16 protein-coding genes and 1 pseudogene are annotated in these 16488 nt (G+C 62.2%); 12 read left to right on the forward strand and 5 right to left on the reverse strand.

The annotated features are described in order from the left end of the window. Positions 1-124 precede the first annotated feature (124 nt). On the reverse strand, positions 125-1702 hold the full coding sequence (gene guaA / locus N5J71_RS13320; protein WP_074682339.1) for a glutamine-hydrolyzing GMP synthase: 1578 nt from the start codon (positions 1700-1702) through the stop codon (positions 125-127). 74 nt (positions 1703-1776) lie between these two features. Continuing rightward, positions 1777-3246, reverse strand: coding sequence for an IMP dehydrogenase (gene guaB, locus N5J71_RS13325; protein ID WP_279917003.1), 1470 nt, complete (start codon positions 3244-3246; stop codon positions 1777-1779). Positions 3247-3391: 145 nt separating this feature from the next. Between guaB and N5J71_RS22545 the strand changes: the two genes are divergently transcribed. From N5J71_RS22545 to N5J71_RS13335, 3 genes and pseudogenes are all read left to right on the forward strand, one after another. Continuing rightward, positions 3392-4093: a TonB-dependent siderophore receptor gene (locus tag N5J71_RS22545; RefSeq protein WP_424960570.1), complete on the forward strand. Its 702-nt coding sequence runs from the start codon at positions 3392-3394 to the stop codon at positions 4091-4093. 57 nt (positions 4094-4150) lie between these two features. After that, positions 4151-4789 (forward strand): TonB-dependent receptor domain-containing protein, encoded by a 639-nt coding sequence (locus N5J71_RS22550; RefSeq protein WP_376738809.1) that lies wholly within the window; start codon positions 4151-4153, stop codon positions 4787-4789. Between the two features lie 140 nt (positions 4790-4929). After that, positions 4930-5661 (forward strand): annotated as a pseudogene (locus tag N5J71_RS13335) (TonB-dependent siderophore receptor); the annotation flags it as partial. Between the two features lie 107 nt (positions 5662-5768). On the opposite strand, the gene N5J71_RS13340 reads toward N5J71_RS13335, so the two are convergent. Next, positions 5769-6323 (reverse strand): sugar ABC transporter ATPase, encoded by a 555-nt coding sequence (locus N5J71_RS13340; RefSeq protein ID WP_074856570.1) that lies wholly within the window; start codon positions 6321-6323, stop codon positions 5769-5771. A gap of 55 nt (positions 6324-6378) precedes the next feature. After that, on the reverse strand, positions 6379-6846 hold the full coding sequence (locus tag N5J71_RS13345) for a multidrug/biocide efflux PACE transporter (protein ID WP_279917004.1): 468 nt from the start codon (positions 6844-6846) through the stop codon (positions 6379-6381). Between the two features lie 88 nt (positions 6847-6934). Between N5J71_RS13345 and N5J71_RS13350 the strand changes: the two genes are divergently transcribed. The 6 genes from N5J71_RS13350 to leuA all read left to right on the forward strand — a co-directional run bounded on the left by N5J71_RS13350 (position 6935) and on the right by leuA (position 14224). After that, positions 6935-7813 (forward strand): LysR family transcriptional regulator, encoded by an 879-nt coding sequence (locus N5J71_RS13350; RefSeq protein ID WP_424960571.1) that lies wholly within the window; start codon positions 6935-6937, stop codon positions 7811-7813. A gap of 27 nt (positions 7814-7840) precedes the next feature. Next, positions 7841-9220, forward strand: a complete 1380-nt coding sequence (gene xseA, locus N5J71_RS13355; protein WP_074856574.1) for an exodeoxyribonuclease VII large subunit — start codon at positions 7841-7843, stop codon at positions 9218-9220. 91 nt (positions 9221-9311) lie between these two features. Beyond that, positions 9312-10130 (forward strand): peptidoglycan DD-metalloendopeptidase family protein, encoded by an 819-nt coding sequence (locus tag N5J71_RS13360; RefSeq protein ID WP_039964955.1) that lies wholly within the window; start codon positions 9312-9314, stop codon positions 10128-10130. Positions 10131-10249: 119 nt separating this feature from the next. Continuing rightward, positions 10250-11512 (forward strand): mechanosensitive ion channel family protein, encoded by a 1263-nt coding sequence (locus N5J71_RS13365; RefSeq protein WP_039964957.1) that lies wholly within the window; start codon positions 10250-10252, stop codon positions 11510-11512. A gap of 68 nt (positions 11513-11580) precedes the next feature. Continuing rightward, positions 11581-12246: a glutathione S-transferase family protein gene (locus N5J71_RS13370; protein WP_074856582.1), complete on the forward strand. Its 666-nt coding sequence runs from the start codon at positions 11581-11583 to the stop codon at positions 12244-12246. A 307-nt stretch (positions 12247-12553) separates the two neighbouring features. Beyond that, positions 12554-14224 (forward strand): 2-isopropylmalate synthase, encoded by a 1671-nt coding sequence (leuA, locus tag N5J71_RS13375; RefSeq protein WP_003462787.1) that lies wholly within the window; start codon positions 12554-12556, stop codon positions 14222-14224. A 125-nt stretch (positions 14225-14349) separates the two neighbouring features. On the opposite strand, the gene N5J71_RS13380 is transcribed toward leuA, so the two are convergent. Continuing rightward, a complete protein-coding gene (locus N5J71_RS13380) occupies positions 14350-14760 on the reverse strand; it encodes an RNA-dependent RNA polymerase family protein (protein ID WP_244597211.1) in 411 nt (136 codons plus the stop codon). Positions 14761-15040: 280 nt separating this feature from the next. On the opposite strand from N5J71_RS13380, the gene tnpA reads away from it, so the two are divergent. The 3 genes from tnpA to N5J71_RS13395 form a co-directional block, all read left to right on the forward strand. Then, complete coding sequence (gene tnpA / locus N5J71_RS13385; protein ID WP_003462815.1) at positions 15041-15373, forward strand: IS66-like element accessory protein TnpA; 333 nt, start codon at positions 15041-15043, stop codon at positions 15371-15373. Then, the gene (tnpB, locus tag N5J71_RS13390; protein WP_039964958.1) at positions 15370-15705 is read left to right on the forward strand and encodes an IS66 family insertion sequence element accessory protein TnpB; all 336 of its coding nucleotides are present in this window, start codon (positions 15370-15372) and stop codon (positions 15703-15705) included. The genes tnpA and tnpB overlap by 4 nt, the downstream gene beginning before the upstream one ends. 81 nt (positions 15706-15786) lie before the next feature. Further along, positions 15787-16488 (forward strand): IS66 family transposase (locus tag N5J71_RS13395; RefSeq protein ID WP_279917006.1); only part of this gene is annotated, 702 nt, incomplete at its 3' end.

The following is a 16488-nucleotide window of genomic DNA, read 5'->3' on the forward strand; positions in this document are numbered from 1 at the left end:
CTACCGCCAATCCGTTCTGCTAATCGGCGATAAGCCTCGATAACCATTGCAACGAATTTTCTTTTAAATCAACACGTTGCAACTTGCTACCGATACATCTCAATGAGCCCAGAAGGACCCGACATCACTCCCACTCGATGGTCGCTGGCGGCTTGCTCGACACGTCATAGGTGACGCGGGAGATGCCTTCGATTTCGTTGATGATGCGGCCGCTGACGGTCTCCAGCAGTTCGTAAGGCAGGTGCGCCCAGCGAGCGGTCATGAAGTCCACGGTTTCCACGGCGCGCAGGGCAACGACCCAGGCGTAGCGACGGCCGTCACCGACGACACCGACCGATTTCACCGGCTGGAACACCACGAACGCCTGGCTGGTCTTGTGGTACCAGTCGGCCTTGCGCAGCTCTTCGATGAAGATGTGGTCGGCGCGACGCAGCAGGTCGGCGTATTCCTTCTTCACTTCACCGAGGATGCGCACACCCAGGCCCGGGCCCGGGAACGGGTGGCGGTAGACCATGTCGTAGGGCAGACCCAGTTCCAGGCCGATCTTGCGCACTTCGTCCTTGAACAGTTCACGCAGCGGCTCGACCAGTTTGAGGTTCATTTCCTCCGGCAGGCCGCCGACGTTGTGGTGGCTCTTGATCACGTGGGCCTTGCCACTCTTGGCGCCAGCCGACTCGATCACGTCCGGGTAGATGGTGCCCTGGGCAAGGAACTGGATGTTGTCCAGCTTGCTGGCCTGCGCATCGAACACGTCGATGAAGGTGCGACCGATGATCTTGCGCTTCTTCTCCGGGTCGGACTCGCCGGCCAGGTTACCGAGGAACTGCTCTTCGGCATCGGCACGGATTACCTTGACGCCCATGTTCTCGGCGAACATGGCCATTACCTGGTCACCTTCGTGCAGACGCAGCAGGCCGTTGTCGACGAATACGCAGGTCAGTTGATCACCGATGGCCTTGTGCAGCAGCGCCGCGACCACAGAAGAGTCGACACCGCCGGACAGGCCGAGCAGCACGTTGGCATCGCCGACCTGGGCGCGCACGGCAGCGATGGCGTCTTCGACGATGTTGGCCGGGGTCCACAGGGCTTCGCAGCCGCTGATCTCCAGCACGAAGCGCGACAGGATGCGACCGCCCTGCTTGGTGTGGGTCACTTCCGGGTGGAACTGCACGCCGTAGTAGTGGCGGGTGTCGTCACACATGGCGGCGATCGGGCAGCTCGGGGTGCTGGCGAGGATGTGGAAGCCTTCCGGCAGGCGGGTGACCTTGTCGCCGTGGCTCATCCACACGTCGAGACCAAGCACGCCGTCGGCGTCGACATGGTCTTCGATGCCGGCCAGCAGCTGGCTCTTGCCGACCACGTCGACACGGGCGTAGCCGAACTCACGCAGGTCGGAACCTTCCACCTTGCCGCCGAGTTGCTCGGCCATGGTCTGCATGCCGTAGCAGATGCCCAGTACCGGCACGTTCAGGTCGAACACTGCTTGCGGTGCACGCGGGCTATTGGCTTCGTGCACCGACTCCGGGCCACCGGCGAGGATGATGCCGCGCGGGGCGAAGGCGCGGATATCTTCGTCGCTCATGTCCCAGGGGTGCAGTTCGCAATAGACACCGATCTCGCGCACACGGCGGGCGATCAGCTGGGTGTACTGGGAACCGAAGTCCAGAATGAGGATGCGGTGGGCGTGAATGTCGTGGGCCATGGCCGTCTCTCGTAGGTATTCACAAATGACACGGGGCTGATCGAACAGCCCCGTTATTCATACATTGCGGCGAATCAACCAACTCTATAGTTGGGAGCCTCTTTGGTGATCTGCACGTCGTGGACGTGCGACTCAGCCATGCCGGCACCGGTGATGCGCACGAACTCCGGTTTGGTACGCATCTCTTCGATGGTAGCGCAGCCGGTGTAGCCCATGGAGGCACGCAGGCCGCCCATCAGCTGATGAACGATGGCACTCATGGCGCCCTTGTACGGCACACGGCCTTCGATACCTTCCGGCACCAGCTTCTCGGCACCGGCCGAGGAGTCCTGGAAGTAGCGATCAGAGGAGCCCTGCGCCTGCGCCATGGCGCCCAGCGAGCCCATGCCACGGTAGGCCTTGTAGGAGCGGCCCTGGAACAGTTCCACTTCGCCCGGTGCTTCTTCGGTACCGGCCAGCATCGAGCCGATCATCACAGCCGATGCGCCGGCGACGATGGCCTTGGACAGGTCACCGGAGAAACGGATACCACCGTCAGCGATCAGCGGCACACCGGTGCCGGCCAGCGCGGCAGCAACATTGGCCACGGCGCTGATCTGCGGCACGCCAACGCCAGCGACGATACGGGTGGTGCAGATGGAGCCCGGGCCGATGCCGACCTTGACGCCATCGGCGCCGGCTTCAACCAGCGCCTTGGCAGCGGCGCCCGTGGCGATATTGCCGCCGATCACCTGAACTTCAGGGAAGTTCTCCTTCACCCAACGCACGCGGTCGATCACGCCTTTGGAGTGGCCGTGGGCAGTATCGACGATGATCACATCGACGCCGGCTGCGACCAGCGCCGCAACACGGTCACCGGTGTCGGCACCGGTACCCACGGCAGCGCCCACGCGCAGGCGACCCTGGTCATCCTTGCTCGCCAGCGGGTAGGCCTTGGCCTTCTCGATGTCGTTGACGGTCATCATGCCCTTGAGGCGGTACTGGTCATCGACGATCAGCACGCGCTCGATGCGGTGCTTGTGCAGCAGCTTGCGCACCACCTGGGTGTCTTCGCCTTCCTTGACGGTGACCAGACGCTCTTTGGGCGTCATCACGTCGCGCACCTTGGCAGCCATATTGCCTTCGAAACGCACATCCCGACTGGTAACGATGCCGACCAGATCACCATGATGCAGCACCGGCACACCGGAAATATTGTTCTGCCGGGTCAGGTCGAACAGATCACCCACGGTGGCATCGGCCTCGATGGTGATCGGGTCTTTCACCACGCCCGACTCGAAGCGCTTGACCTTGCGTACTTCGGCAGCCTGCTGCTCGACGGTCATGTTCTTGTGGATGATGCCGATGCCCCCTTCCTGCGCCATGGCGATGGCCAGACGGGCCTCGGTCACGGTATCCATGGCAGCGGACAGCAGCGGGATATTCAGCTCGATGCCACGGGTCAGGCGGGTCTTGAGGCTGACGTCCTTGGGCAGTACCTCGGAATAACCGGGAATGAGCAGGACGTCGTCGAAAGTGAGTGCTTCTTGGCTGATGCGCAGCATGGGCGGGCTCCCGAGCGGGAAAATAAGAAGCGCGGCATTATACCCAGCGACCTCGCTGCACTCAATGCAAAGTGCGTCTCTAGGCAGGCCTGTGTTGAAAATAATAAAATAATGATTCTCAAAAACACCTGCACTCGAGTACCAAATGAACTTCACCCGCTCTTGCCTGGGCAGCCCATGCGCCGTCCTGCTGACCCTTTGCCTGCTGCCCGCCAGCCAACCACTCGCTCAAGAGTTGCAGCTGCCCAGCCAGGAAGTGGTGGCCAGGCCTACTCAGGAAGATGACGGCTATCAGGCCAGACGCGCCAGCTCGGCGAGCAAATCTTCCGTGGAACTCAGGGATGAAGCACAGTCGGTACAGGTGGTGACACCCCAGACCCTCGAAGACTTTCAGGTCAAGTCGCTGGACGATGCGATGAAGTTCGTCAGTGGCATAACCCAGAGCAACACCCTGGCCGGTACCCAGGACGGCTTCATCAAGCGCGGCTTCGGTAGCAACGCCGATGGTTCAATTTTGCGAGACGGCATCCGCTCCAGCCTGTCGCGCAACTTCAGCGCCACCACCGAACGCGTGGAAGTGCTCAAGGGGCCGGCCTCATTGCTGTATGGCGCACAGGAGCCGGGCGGCCTGATCAACGTGATCAGCAAGAAGCCGCAGTACCAATGGGGCACGCGACTGAGCGCGGACAGCTCCAGCTTCGGCGGTGGCAGCCTGGCAGTCGACGCGACCGGTCCGATTGCCGACAGTGGCCTGGCCTTTCGCCTGATCGCCGAGCGGCAGAACGAGGATTACTGGCGCAACTTCGGCACCAAGGAAAACAGCCTGATTGCACCCTCGCTAAGCTGAGAAGGTGAACGCCTGCGCCTCAGCATCGCCTATGAATACAAGGAATACAGCACGCCAGTGGATCGCGGCACGGTGATCGTCAATGGCAAGCCAGCCAATGTGTCCTACAACGACCGCTTCGGCGAGAGCTGGTCGAAGGCAGAGGGCATCGACGAATTGCTTACTGCCACCGCCGAATATCAGCTCAGCGACGACTGGTCGACCCGCCTCACCTATGGCTGGAACAACGAGCGCTACGACTATGCCGAAGCACGGCCGAATGCGCTCAATGCCAGCACGGGCGCAATGAGCCGCCGCTCCGATGGCAGCACGCATGACAACCAGACCCAGTACCTGGCCTGGGACTGGATCGGCAACGCCAGCCTGTTCGGCCAGCGTCATGACCTGCTGATCGGTGCCGACACCGAGCGAGTCGACAACTTCGGTGGCGACACCTGGCGCGGCCCGGCGGTGGATGGCTTTAATATCTACAACCCGGTATACGGCAACCTCGCCGCACCTTCCGCACTCAACGCGGCGCAGAGTGATCGCAGCGACGAGCTGCATTCACGCTCGCTCTACGCGAAGGACAACTGGCACCTGAACGACCAGTGGATCGTGGTGCTTGGCGGTCGTTATCAGCGTTTCGAGCAGTTCGTCGAACAGGGCCATGGGGCTAATGCCAGTCAGTTAAGCCGTTGCACTCGATCTTTGTAGGAGCCGGCTTGCCGGCGATCCGCCATAAAAAGCATCGCCAGCAAGCTGGCTCCTACGAAAAACGCCCCTCTACTGCAAGTAGGAGGGGGTGGTGACGAACTTATCTGATCAGCATTAGCCATGGGGCCGCCTATACCCGCACCACCGACCGCAGCGACACTACCTTCCTGCCCTTCAGCGGCCTGGTCTTCCAGTTGAACGAGCAGGTGGCCTTTTATGGCAACTACAGCCGCTCCTTCGCACCCAATGCCTCGGATGCCAACACTGGCCAGGCATTCGATCCCGAAGAAGGTCGCAGTTATGAGCTGGGCGTGAAACTCGATCTGCCTCAGGGCATCGGTGCCAGCCTGGCGCTATTCGATATCGAGAAGGAAAACGTGGTCGTCAGCAACAACAACGTCTCCGAGGCGGCCGGCAAGGTCGGTTCGCGCGGTGTGGAGCTGGATATCAGCGGCCGCCTGAGCGAGCGCTGGGAGCTGCTTGGCAGCTACGCCTACACCGACACGGAAATTCTCGATGACCCGGCCAGCGAAGGTCATGAGCTGGTCAACGCTGCGCGCAATGTCGGCAGCCTGTACCTCGCCCATCATCTGCATCTGCCCCAGGAGCTGGGTCAGTGGCGACTGGGAGGCGGCGCGCGTTATGTCGGCGAGCGTGCCGGTGACAACGCCAATACATTCTGGCTGGACAGCTACACGGTGGCCGACGCCTTCGTCACCTGGGACAGCCAATTACTCGGCGAGAAGACGCGCCTGCAACTGAACGTACGTAACCTGTTCGACGCGCGCTACTACCCGTCCAGCGGTGGCAACCTGCGCGTTGCAGTGGGCGAGCCACGCGAACTGCGCCTGTCGGCCAACGTCAAGTTTTGAGCCAATCCCGATGGCAACTGCTGAGCGCCTGTGGGAGGCGATTCAGCGGCAACTGAAACCATATGAAGTCGCGGCTAAAGCCCCTCCCACAATCGGCTGAAAACCGCTCAAGCCGGATCGTCGACCCGCACCTGCCTCACGGCAAAGCCCAGGCGTTCGCCGAATTCTTCGACGAACGCCTGGTGCAGACCTGCCTCGGCCCAGCCGTTGAAGATGAAACCCAGGTTGGAAAAGCCGCATGGCTGCAGGAACAGGAAGCCGTTGATGTCATCTTCATGCCCGCATTCCGGGCAGGTGAAGTTGTCGGTTTCCCCTGGCCACCAAACCTCGAGGCTGTCGAACAGCGGCACGCCCACTTCCCTGCGGCATTCGGCACAGCCCGCTTCTTCGAGGAAGCTGCGTGTCGGCATATAGATGCAGCGGTGGGTGATGATTTCCAGGCCATTGTGAGCCTGGCCATAGGGCAGCAACTCTGGGCGCTGGGCGATACGCCGAGCGCCCGGCCCGATGGCGTAGGCCATGCCATTGCCGCCCTGGCCGCAGGTGGTCGGCAACGCCTCGACGATCTCCCGCTTGACCAGCCAGCGCAGCATAGCCTGGGCCTTTTGCTCGTGAGCGGGAAGCGTGGATATCTGCGGGACGAGGATCAGTTGCGCGGTCATGGTGTTCGAACGGTCGGCGAAGAAAGGCGGCAGCTTAGGCGCTGCCGCCGGCAAATCAAGCCCCGCGACAAATCACGGCAGTCGCCTGTGCTTCACGGCGGGCCACCCAGCGAGCACGCAACACGTCATAAACCCAGTTGAATGCCAGGGTGTACGGCAGGAAGAACAGGATCAGCACGATATCCAGCAGCAGCGCCTCGAGCAGGCCAATCGACAACCACCAGGCGGCCAATGGCACCAGTGCGACGATCAGGCCCACCTCGAACAGCAGCGCATGACTGACCCGCGCCCACAAGCCGCGCTCGAAACCCAGACGACTCTGCGCGCGGTCGAAGAGGTAGTTGAACAGCATGTTCCACAGCATCGCCACGGTTGAGAACATCAGGGTCAGCACACCCAGGTGCAGCAGTGGCTTGTCCATGAACCAGGCCATGGCCGGTGCACAGATGAGCACGGCGATGCCCTCGAAGGCCAGGGCGTGACCGATGCGCTCACGCAGTGAACGCGGCAGGGGGTGAGTCATGAAACAAACCTCGTGATAGGTGACAACGAGCGCTATGATCATCGGAATATCAGCCAATCCAAAGGCAGCTGCCATCGGCAAAACCGATATGAATATTTCCCCCGAATCCCTCCAGGCCTTCGCCCAAGCCGCCAGCAGCGGCTCGCTCAGCGCTGCAGCGCGGCGCCTGGGCAAAAGCCAGTCGACCATCAGCGAGGCCGTCGCGCGCCTGGAGATCGATCTGGGCGTGGCATTGTTCGAACGCGGCCCACGTAAGCTGCAGCTGACCGAAGCCGGTGCCAGCCTGCTGGCCCACGCTGAAGAAGTGCTCTGCGCCAGCGACCGCCTGGCGCGACACGCCGCAGGCTTGGCCAGAGGCCAGGAGGCGCGACTGACCCTGGCACTGTCCGACGCCTACCAGCCGAAACAATACGAGATGCGCCTGCAGGAGCTGGATCAACGCTTTGCCGATCTGCAGTTCGAGAGCCTGATCGCCGAACAGGCCGACGTACTCGACCTGGTTACCCAGGGCCGGGCACAGCTGGGCCTGATCGCGGCACTGCCAGCCTATCCGCCGCATATCGCCCACGCCCGCCTGGAAATGAGCAGCGAGTTCGGCCTGTTCGTGGCCAAGGATCATCCGCTGAGCAAGCTGCCACGAGTGCGTCAGGACGACTTGTCGCGCTGGCGCCTGCTGCGCCTGAGCAGCGTCGCCCATGACGATGCGAACACGGACGAGTTGCCCGGCAGCGGCGGACGCTGCTGGGCCGCGCCGGACTACCTGATGCTGCTGGAAATGGCCCGTCTGGGCTTCGGCTGGGCCGAACTGCCCAGGCAACTGGTCGATGCCTACGGCTTTGGCGGCCTGCATGAGCTGCCCTGCAATGGCTGGCCACGGCGGGTCACGGTGGACGCCATCTGGTCGCGCCAGCGTGAACTTGGCCCGGTGGCAGCCTGGCTGCTCGGGCGTCTGCTCGAAGACAGTTGAGCGCCTCTGCGCTTATCATGCCGCCCCATGATCAATGACCCTTTTGCCCGCCTGAACCTCGACCGCGAGGTGCTCAGCGTCAGCCAACTGAATAACCGCGCCCGCCTGCTGCTGGAGGACGTGTTCGCCGGCATCTGGGTCGAGGGAGAAATCTCCAACCTCGCCCGCCCGGCGTCCGGCCACATCTATTTCACCCTGAAAGACAGCCAGGCCCAGGTGCGCTGCGCGTTGTTCCGGCAGAACGCCGCACGCGTGCGCCAGGCCCTGCGTGATGGCCTGGCGGTGAAGGTGCGCGGCAAGGTTTCGCTGTTCGAGGGCCGCGGCGACTACCAGTTGATTCTCGATGCCGTCGAGCCAGCCGGTGACGGCGCCCTGCGCCTGGCCTTCGAGGCACTCAAGGAAAAGCTCGGCGCCGAAGGTCTGTTCTCTACCGAACGCAAGATTGCCCTGCCCGCTCATCCCAAGCGCATCGGCATCGTCACCTCGCCCACCGGCGCAGTGATCCGCGACATCATCAGCGTGTTCCGCCGCCGCGCGCCGCAGGTGGAGTTGAACCTGATCCCCACCGCCGTACAGGGCCGCGAGGCCACGGCGCAGATCGTCCGCGCCCTGCAGCGCGCCGATGCGCAAGGTTACGACGCACTGATCCTGGCCCGTGGCGGCGGTTCGCTGGAAGATCTCTGGTGCTTCAACGAGGAAGTCGTGGCCCGCGCCGTGGCCGCCTGTGTCACGCCCATCGTCAGCGCCGTGGGCCATGAGACCGATGTATCCATCGCCGACTTCGTCGCCGACGTGCGCGCGCCGACGCCCTCGGCCGCCGCCGAACTGCTGGCCCCGGACAGCAGCGAGCTGGTGCAGCGCCTGCACAACCTGCAACGGCGCCTGGCGCTGCACATGCAGGGCCGTCTAGCCCGCGAACGCCTGCGCCTGGAAGGCGCCAGCCGACGCCTGCGCCACCCCGGCGAACGCCTGCGCCAGCAGGCCCAGCGCCTGGATGACCTGGACATGCGCCTGCGCCGCGCCTTCAACCAGCAACTGGCCAATCAACGCGAACGCCTGGCCCGCCTCGACGCACGCCTCGCCGCGCAGCATCCGGGGCGCAGCCTGGCTCTGTTGCGCCAGCGCCTGGATGGCCTGGCCACGCGCCTGCCGCGCGCCATGCACAGCCAGCTCCGCAGCCAGCGCCAGCAACTGGGTGCCCTGGCTGCGCAACTGCAGATCGTCAGCCCCTTGGCCACCCTGGGCCGCGGTTACAGCATCCTCCTCGACGAGCGCGGCCAGGCGGTGCGCAGCGCCGCGCAAACCCAGCCCGGCCAGCGTCTCAAGGCACGCCTGGGCGAAGGTGAACTAGACGTGCGCATCGAGGACAACCACATACAACCGGCGACCTTGTCGCTACTGGATTGAACTAATGCCAGCATCTCTGCGTAGGAGCGAGCTCTGCTCGCGAAGCTTTTTCAGCCCCTCTTTTCGCGAGCAGAGCTCGCTCCTACACAAGTTGTGTCTGTTCGTCCTGGCTCTGTGCCTGGCCCTGCCCGCCCACGCCGAAGGCTTTATCACCCGCCTGTTGAACAAGCCGGTGCCGGGTGGCGTGGCGGTGGTCGACCTGGGCAACCCGGCGCAGGCGCCCAAGGTGCGCTATCAGGGCAAGCCGGTGCTGACCGTGCATGAGGACAGCAAGCGCTGGATCGCCATCGTCGGCATTCCACTCAGCGTCAAGCCGGGCACTCAGCAGATAGAGGTCGAGGGCGGCCAGAAGCTGAATTTCCAGGTCGGTGCCAAGCACTACGCCGAGCAGCGCATCACCATCAAGAATCAGCAGCAGGTCACCCCCAACGCCGAGAACCTCAAACGTATCGAGCGCGAACTGGCCGAGCAGACCCGTGCCTACCAGCAGTTCAGCCCACGCCAGCCAAGCAACCTGCTGTTCGACCGGCCAGTCAACGGCCCGCTGTCCAGCCCCTTCGGCTTGCGGCGCTTCTTCAATGGCGAGGAACGCAACCCGCATTCGGGCCTGGATTTCGCCGCCAATCGTGGCACGCCGATCAAGGCACCAGCGGCAGGCAAGGTCATCCTCATCGGCGACTACTTCTTCAACGGCAAGACGGTATTTCTCGATCACGGCCAGGGGCTGATCAGCATGTTCTGCCACCTCTCCGAGATCGACGTGCAGCTCGGCGACGAGATCGCCCGTGGCGGCCATGTCGGCAAGGTCGGCGCCACCGGGCGCGCGACCGGCCCGCACCTGCACTGGAACGTCAGCCTCAACGACGCACGGGTTGACCCGGCGATCTTCATCGGTGCGTTCAAGCCCTGAACCTACGCAGCCTGCAATACCTGCGGTTTGGGTTGCTGACGTATTTTTGTTAAGGTACGGCGGCCAAAATGGCCGGCTTTAAGCGTCGGTCTTTCCTCCTGCCTGCTTCGGAGCCGGAAATGCCGAATGAGTTCGATACCTGGATGGGTTGGCTGAACGAACAGCCTGAACTGCTCACCCTCACCGCCACCTTTGCCCTGATCGTCGCCGCCTGGCTGTCGAACTGGATCGTCAAACGTATCCTGGTGCGCGCCATCTACCGCGTGGTCGGCGCGACCACCCTGGGTCGCCATGGCCAGATCAAGGAAAGCGGCATCATCAAGCGCCTGTCGCACATCGTCCCGGCGCTGGTGCTGTCCTCCGGTGTAGCCGTGGTGCCGGGCATGCCCGAAGCCGTGGTAACGGTCACGCAGAACGTCTGCGGCGCCTTCATCGTGCTGACCATCGCCTTGGCCATCGGCGCCCTGCTGGACATTCTCAACACCCTTTACCTGCGCCGGCCCAATGCGCACCTGAAGCCGATCAAGGGCTACCTGCAGGTGATCAAGATCGCCATCTTCGCCATTGCCGCGATCCTCATGGTGGCGGCGCTGATCGACCGCTCGCCGCTGATCCTGCTCTCCGGCCTCGGCGCCATGGCCGCCGTGCTGATGCTGATCTTCCAGGACACCCTGCTGTCGCTGGTGGCCAGCGTGCAGATCTCCTCCAGCGACATCATCCGTGTCGGCGACTGGATCGAGATGCCTCAGCTCAACGCTGACGGCGACGTGATCGACATCGCCCTGCACACGGTCAAGGTGCAGAACTGGGACAAGACCATTACCACCATCCCGACCAAGCGCTTCATCAACGACCCGTTCAAGAACTGGCGCGGCATGCAGGAGTCGGGTGGGCGTAGGATCAAACGTGCGCTGTTTCTGGATCAGACCAGCGTACATTTCCTCAGCGACGAGGAGATCGCACGGCTGCGCCGCTTCATGCTTCTGGATGAGTACCTAGATCGCAAGAACCAGGAACTGCGGGAGTGGAACGCCAAGCTGGCCGAGCACGGTAAGGAAGCGGTGAACACCCGCCGCATCACCAACATCGGCAGCTTCCGTGCCTACGTCGAGCACTACTTGCGGCACAATCCGAACATCCACCAGAACATGACTCTGCTGGTGCGTCAGCTCAGCCCGACTGCCGACGGCCTGCCGCTGGAAATCTACTGCTTCACCAATACCATCGCCTGGAATGCCTACGAAGGTATCCAGTCGGACATCTTCGACCACCTGCTGGCCATCCTCCCCGAGTTCGGCCTGCGCGTGTTCCAGCATCCGAGCGGTGCAGACATGCGCGAACTGCGGCCAGCAATCGTCGAACAGCGCGGGGCGGCTCAATGAAACGCTAGTGGTGCGTCCCTGAACGACGTGTTACAGAGCCTTTGCCCCAAAATCGGTCGGAGCTTGCCATGATTACCCTGCATCACCTGAACAACTCGCGCTCGCAACGCATTCTCTGGATGCTCGAAGAGATAGGTATTGACTACCAGATCAAGCGCTACCTGCGCGACCCGCAGACCATGCTCGCCCCTGCCGAGTTGCGCCAAGTGCATCCTCTGGGCAAGTCGCCGCTGATCACCGACGGCGAGCTGACCCTGGCCGAATCCGGCGCCATCATCGAATACCTGGCCGAACGCTACGGCGACTGGCTGCTACCGGCCGCCGACAGCCCGGAGCGCCTGCGCTGCCGCTACTGGCTGCATTACGCCGAAGGTTCGGCGATGCCACCACTGTTGCTCAAGCTGGTGTTCGACAAGTTGCGTAGCGCGCCAATGCCGTTCTTCATCAAACCCATCGCCAGAGGCATCGCGAACAAGGTCAGTCAGGCGTTCATCTCGCCGCAGCTGAAGCTGCATTTCGACTACCTGGAGAGCCAACTGAGCGAGCGCGACTGGTTTGCCGGTGATGCCTTCAGCGCTGCCGATATTCAGCTCAGCTTCCCGCTTGAAGCAGCTGCCGCCCGTGGCGTACTCAACAACCACCCGCGCCTGAGCGATTTCCTGCAACGCATCCATGCCAGGCCAGCCTATCGCCGTGCCCTGGAAAAAGGCGGCGCCTACGACTACGCCGACTGAAGACGGATCATCGAGGGACGGAGGCGAGCCTGTGCACGCCCCCTGGAAACACGATTCGCCGAAAACATCACTTTCAAAGCAATAAAATCCGCCAACAAAAGCTATCCAGCAATAAATCGGCGTTTTTTAAGCAAGCATTGCCATATCCACCTGCTATGGATAGGGTGCCCACATGAAAAACATCTTTCTCGTCCGCCAGCTCGCATGCCTGCGACTGGTCAGCCCGCGACTGCGAAGCCCCGCCTGAAAATCCGTTTTACATGGCCGCCCGGCCTCGTGTTCGACTCCCATTTCGCAGGATCCTCTCATGACCATGCTCAAAGACCCGTCGAAGAAATACCGTCCGTTCACCCAGATCCAGATTCCGGACCGCACCTGGCCGGACAAGATCATCGACAAGGCGCCGATCTGGCTGTCGACCGACCTGCGCGACGGCAACCAGTCGCTGATCGAGCCGATGGATGCCGAGAAGAAGATGCGCTTCTTCAAGTGCCTGGTGGCCGTGGGCCTGAAGGAAATCGAAGTGGGCTTCCCGTCCGCCTCGCAGACCGACTTCGACTTCGTCCGCGAGCTGATCGAAGGCGGCCACATCCCCGACGACGTGACCATCCAGGTGCTGACCCAGGCCCGTGACGACCTTATCGAGCGCACCTTCGAGTCGCTCAAAGGTGCCAAGAAGGCCATCGTCCACTACTACAATGCCTGCGCACCGAGCTTCCGCAAGATCGTCTTTAACCAGGACAAGGCCGGTGTGAAAGCCATCGCCGTGGCCGCCGGCACCACCATCAAGCGCCTGGCCGATGCCGCGCCCGAGACCCAGTGGGGCTTCGAGTACTCGCCGGAAGTGTTCAGCAGTACCGAGATCGACTTCGCCGTCGAGGTGTGCAACGCAGTGATCGACGTGTTCCAGCCGACCCCGGCGAACAAGCTGATCCTCAACCTGCCGGCCACCATCGAGTGCGCCACGCCGAATAACTACGCCGACCAGATCGAGTGGTTCGGCCGCCACGTCGACCGCCGCGACAGCGTGCTGATCAGCGTACACACCCATAACGACCGTGGCACCGGCGTCGCCGCTTCCGAGCTGGCCGTCATGGCTGGTGCCGATCGCGTCGAAGGCTGCCTGTTCGGCAACGGCGAGCGCACTGGCAACGTCTGCCTGGTGACCTTGGCGCTGAACCTCTACACCCAAGGCGTTGACCCGGAGCTGGACTTCTCCGACATCGACGCCGTGCGCAAGGTGGTCGAGGACTGCAACCAGATTCCGGTACACCCGCGCCACCCGTACGTCGGCGACCTGGTACACACCGCCTTCTCCGGCTCGCACCAGGACGCCATCCGCAAGGGCTTCGCCCAGCAGAAGGACGATGCGCTGTGGGAAGTGCCGTACCTGCCGATCGACCCGGCCGACATTGGCCGCGACTACGAGGCGGTGATTCGCGTCAACAGCCAGTCCGGCAAGGGCGGCATCACCTTCCTGCTCGAACAGGAATACGGCATCAGCCTGCCGCGGCGCATGCAGATCGAGTTCAGCCAGGTGGTACAGCGTGAAACCGATCGCCTCGGCCTGGAAATGACTGCTGCGCAGATCTATCAGTTGCTCGAAACCGAATACCTGCAAGCGCGCAGCCCCTACACCCTGAAAGGCCATCGTCTGCAGGAAGAAAACGGCACCAGCGCGGTGGATATCGAGGTCATCGAAGGTGCTGAAAAACACCACTGGCACGGCATCGGCAAAGGCCCGTTGGAAGCCCTGGCGGCAGCCCTGCCGGTTGCCGTCGAGGTGATGGACTACAGCGAGCACGCCATCGGTGCCGGCACCAATGCCAAGGCAGCGGCCTACATCGAGCTACGCGTCAACGGCGGTCGTGCCCTGCACGGCATCGGCATCGACGAGAACCTGACCACCGCGAGCTTCCGCGCCCTGTTCAGCGCGCTGAACCGCGCCCTGAGCCAGGCCGAGTCGCAAGCGGCCTGAGCCCTGAGCTGAACGCACAACGCCGGGCAATGCCCGGCGTTTTTGTGGTCGCGGTAGGGACGGCAGTTACCTGCCGCCCCCCGCACAGATCCGTACGTGCGGAACTACCGCATACGGCTCCTGCCTCAGGTTCGTGACGCGAAGCGTTCCTCCGGATAGGGATGTGCAGTTCTGGGCTTCGGTATGTAGATGTCTGCGAGACGACCAAAGCGTGACCACTGGAGCCGGTTACGCTGGCTGCGCCGCTTGAGAGCTTGCCGCCAGAGGCGGCAGACCGCCGAACGAAAACCACCAAGACGTATCAGGTTTCCCGGCACCGCGTGGTAATTGAGGTAACCACTCACCACCCGAGTGAGCCATTGCCCTTGAACCCGGATGGGTTCATGACGTCGACGTTTCAGCTCATCCCGAATGGCCAGTAGCGTTGCACACATTCGCTTCTTGACCGTCAGTCGCAGCACTTGAAAACCACCGCTTCTGTTGGTGCTGCAACAATGTGTGAAGCCCAGAAAGTCAAACGTTTCCGGTTTACCCAAGCCTCGCTTCCTACGATTTCTCGCAGCAAAACGACCAAAGCGGACGTTGCCTGCCATCGGTTTTGGGAATGTAGACCCGTCGTGATGGCGTTGCCCGATAAGCTCCGCTGTGGAGCTTTGCGTGCAAATCGGTTACCCGCTGGAGAAGACCTTCCTCGTATTCCCGCCACGACAAGCCGTATCCGTCCGGCCAACACACCTTCCTGGCCCCGACGCCAAAGGCGATGGTGTCCACCTGATTTAAGTGGACACCATTTCTAGCCTTTTAAGCGGGTCTTTCATGCAGCCACAACGCCGTTCCTACTCCAAATCCTTCAAGGCCCAGATCATTCAAGAGTGCGCCCAGCCCGGGGCCTCGATTGCCAGCGTTGCGCTGAGCCACAGCCTCAACGCAAACCTCGTCCATAAATGGATCCGAGTGCACACGCAGAAAGCCATGGCGCTGCAACCTGCTTTCATTCCTCTGTCCTTGCAGGCTATCGGGACAAAGTCGGATTCCGCGTCATCGACTATCTGTCTGGAAATCCCACATCCGCGCGGTACCATCAAAGTGAACTGGCCGACCGAAAGCGCCGCTGCCTGCGCGACCTTTCTGCGAGATCTGCTGCGATGATCCGCATCGACTCCATCTGGCTCGCCACCGAGCCTATGGACATGCGTGCTGGCACCGACACCGCAATGGCGCGGGTGGTGGCGGTGTTCGGTGCGGCGCAGCCGCACTGTGCTTATCTGTTTGCCAATCGCCGCGGCAATCGGATGAAAGTGCTGGTGCACGACGGGTTGGGTATCTGGCTGGCGGCGCGCCGCCTGCACCAAGGCAAGTTCTTCTGGCCCGGTTCTCGACACGGCTCTCAGATGGAATTGGGTGCCGAACAACTACACGCCCTGGTGCTGGGTTTACCCTGGCAACGACTTGGCCCGGATAGCGCAATTTCTATTCTGTGATGCCTGCCATGGCCTGCCTGACCGTGCAATTGTCCGATGAGCCTCTCGTCGGGTTTAGCCTGCTCGGGCAAAATCGGCGGCATGACTTCGCTGCCCAATCTCGACCAACTGACCCCTGAACAACTGCGCGCTCTGGCGGCGCAGTTGATGCAACGTGTCGAGAGTCTCGATCAGAAAGTCGAGACAATGGGCAAGAAGATCCACCGCGACCAAACGCTTATCGAAAAGCTGACCCACGAGATTGCGCAGCTCAAGCGCTTCAAGTTTGCCAAGCGCAGCGAGCAATTGAGCCCGGATCAAGTCAGTCTGCTTGATGACCTGATCGACACCGACATTGCGGCCATCGAAGCAGAACTTGAAGCGCTGAAACCTGCTCGCGCTTCGACTGAGGTTCGGCAAAAACCTAAACGCACCGCCTTGCCGCCACAGTTTCCACGCACTCTGATCCACCATGAACCCGATAACAGCCACTGCCAGTGCGGTTGCGCGCTCAAGCGTATCGGTGAGGATGTCAGCGAGAAACTCGACTACACACCGGGCGTGTTCACCGTTGAGCGGCACATCCGTGGCAAATGGGTCTGCGATCAGTGCGAAACCCTGATCCAGGCACCGGTTCCGGCTCAGGTCATCGACAAGGGCATCCCAACCTCAGGGCTGCTGGCCCATGTCATGATCGCCAAGTTCGCGGATCATTTACCGCTCTACCGCCAGGAATCGATTTTCGGTCGAGCCGGTTTGGTCATCGCCCGCTCGACCTTGGCCCAATGGGTCGGCAACTGTGGT

Source organism: Ectopseudomonas oleovorans (genome assembly GCF_029845265.1).
In the GTDB taxonomy this organism is placed as follows: Bacteria; Pseudomonadota; Gammaproteobacteria; order Pseudomonadales; family Pseudomonadaceae; genus Aquipseudomonas; species Aquipseudomonas oleovorans.

What these genes read in the sequence shown, in the direction of transcription:
- guaA (WP_074682339.1), bottom strand. Translation starts at nt 1,702, where the DNA reads ATGGCCCACGACATTCACGCCCACCGCATCCTCATTCTGGACTTCGGT.
- guaB (WP_279917003.1), bottom strand. Translation starts at nt 3,246, where the DNA reads ATGCTGCGCATCAGCCAAGAAGCACTCACTTTCGACGACGTCCTGCTC.
- N5J71_RS22545 (WP_424960570.1), top strand. Translation starts at nt 3,392, where the DNA reads ATGAACTTCACCCGCTCTTGCCTGGGCAGCCCATGCGCCGTCCTGCTG.
- N5J71_RS13340 (WP_074856570.1), bottom strand. Translation starts at nt 6,323, where the DNA reads ATGACCGCGCAACTGATCCTCGTCCCGCAGATATCCACGCTTCCCGCT.
- N5J71_RS13345 (WP_279917004.1), bottom strand. Translation starts at nt 6,846, where the DNA reads ATGACTCACCCCCTGCCGCGTTCACTGCGTGAGCGCATCGGTCACGCC.
- N5J71_RS13350 (WP_424960571.1), top strand. Translation starts at nt 6,935, where the DNA reads ATGAATATTTCCCCCGAATCCCTCCAGGCCTTCGCCCAAGCCGCCAGC.
- xseA (WP_074856574.1), top strand. Translation starts at nt 7,841, where the DNA reads ATGATCAATGACCCTTTTGCCCGCCTGAACCTCGACCGCGAGGTGCTC.
- N5J71_RS13365 (WP_039964957.1), top strand. Translation starts at nt 10,250, where the DNA reads ATGCCGAATGAGTTCGATACCTGGATGGGTTGGCTGAACGAACAGCCT.
- N5J71_RS13370 (WP_074856582.1), top strand. Translation starts at nt 11,581, where the DNA reads ATGATTACCCTGCATCACCTGAACAACTCGCGCTCGCAACGCATTCTC.
- leuA (WP_003462787.1), top strand. Translation starts at nt 12,554, where the DNA reads ATGACCATGCTCAAAGACCCGTCGAAGAAATACCGTCCGTTCACCCAG.
- tnpA (WP_003462815.1), top strand. Translation starts at nt 15,041, where the DNA reads ATGCAGCCACAACGCCGTTCCTACTCCAAATCCTTCAAGGCCCAGATC.
- tnpB (WP_039964958.1), top strand. Translation starts at nt 15,370, where the DNA reads ATGATCCGCATCGACTCCATCTGGCTCGCCACCGAGCCTATGGACATG.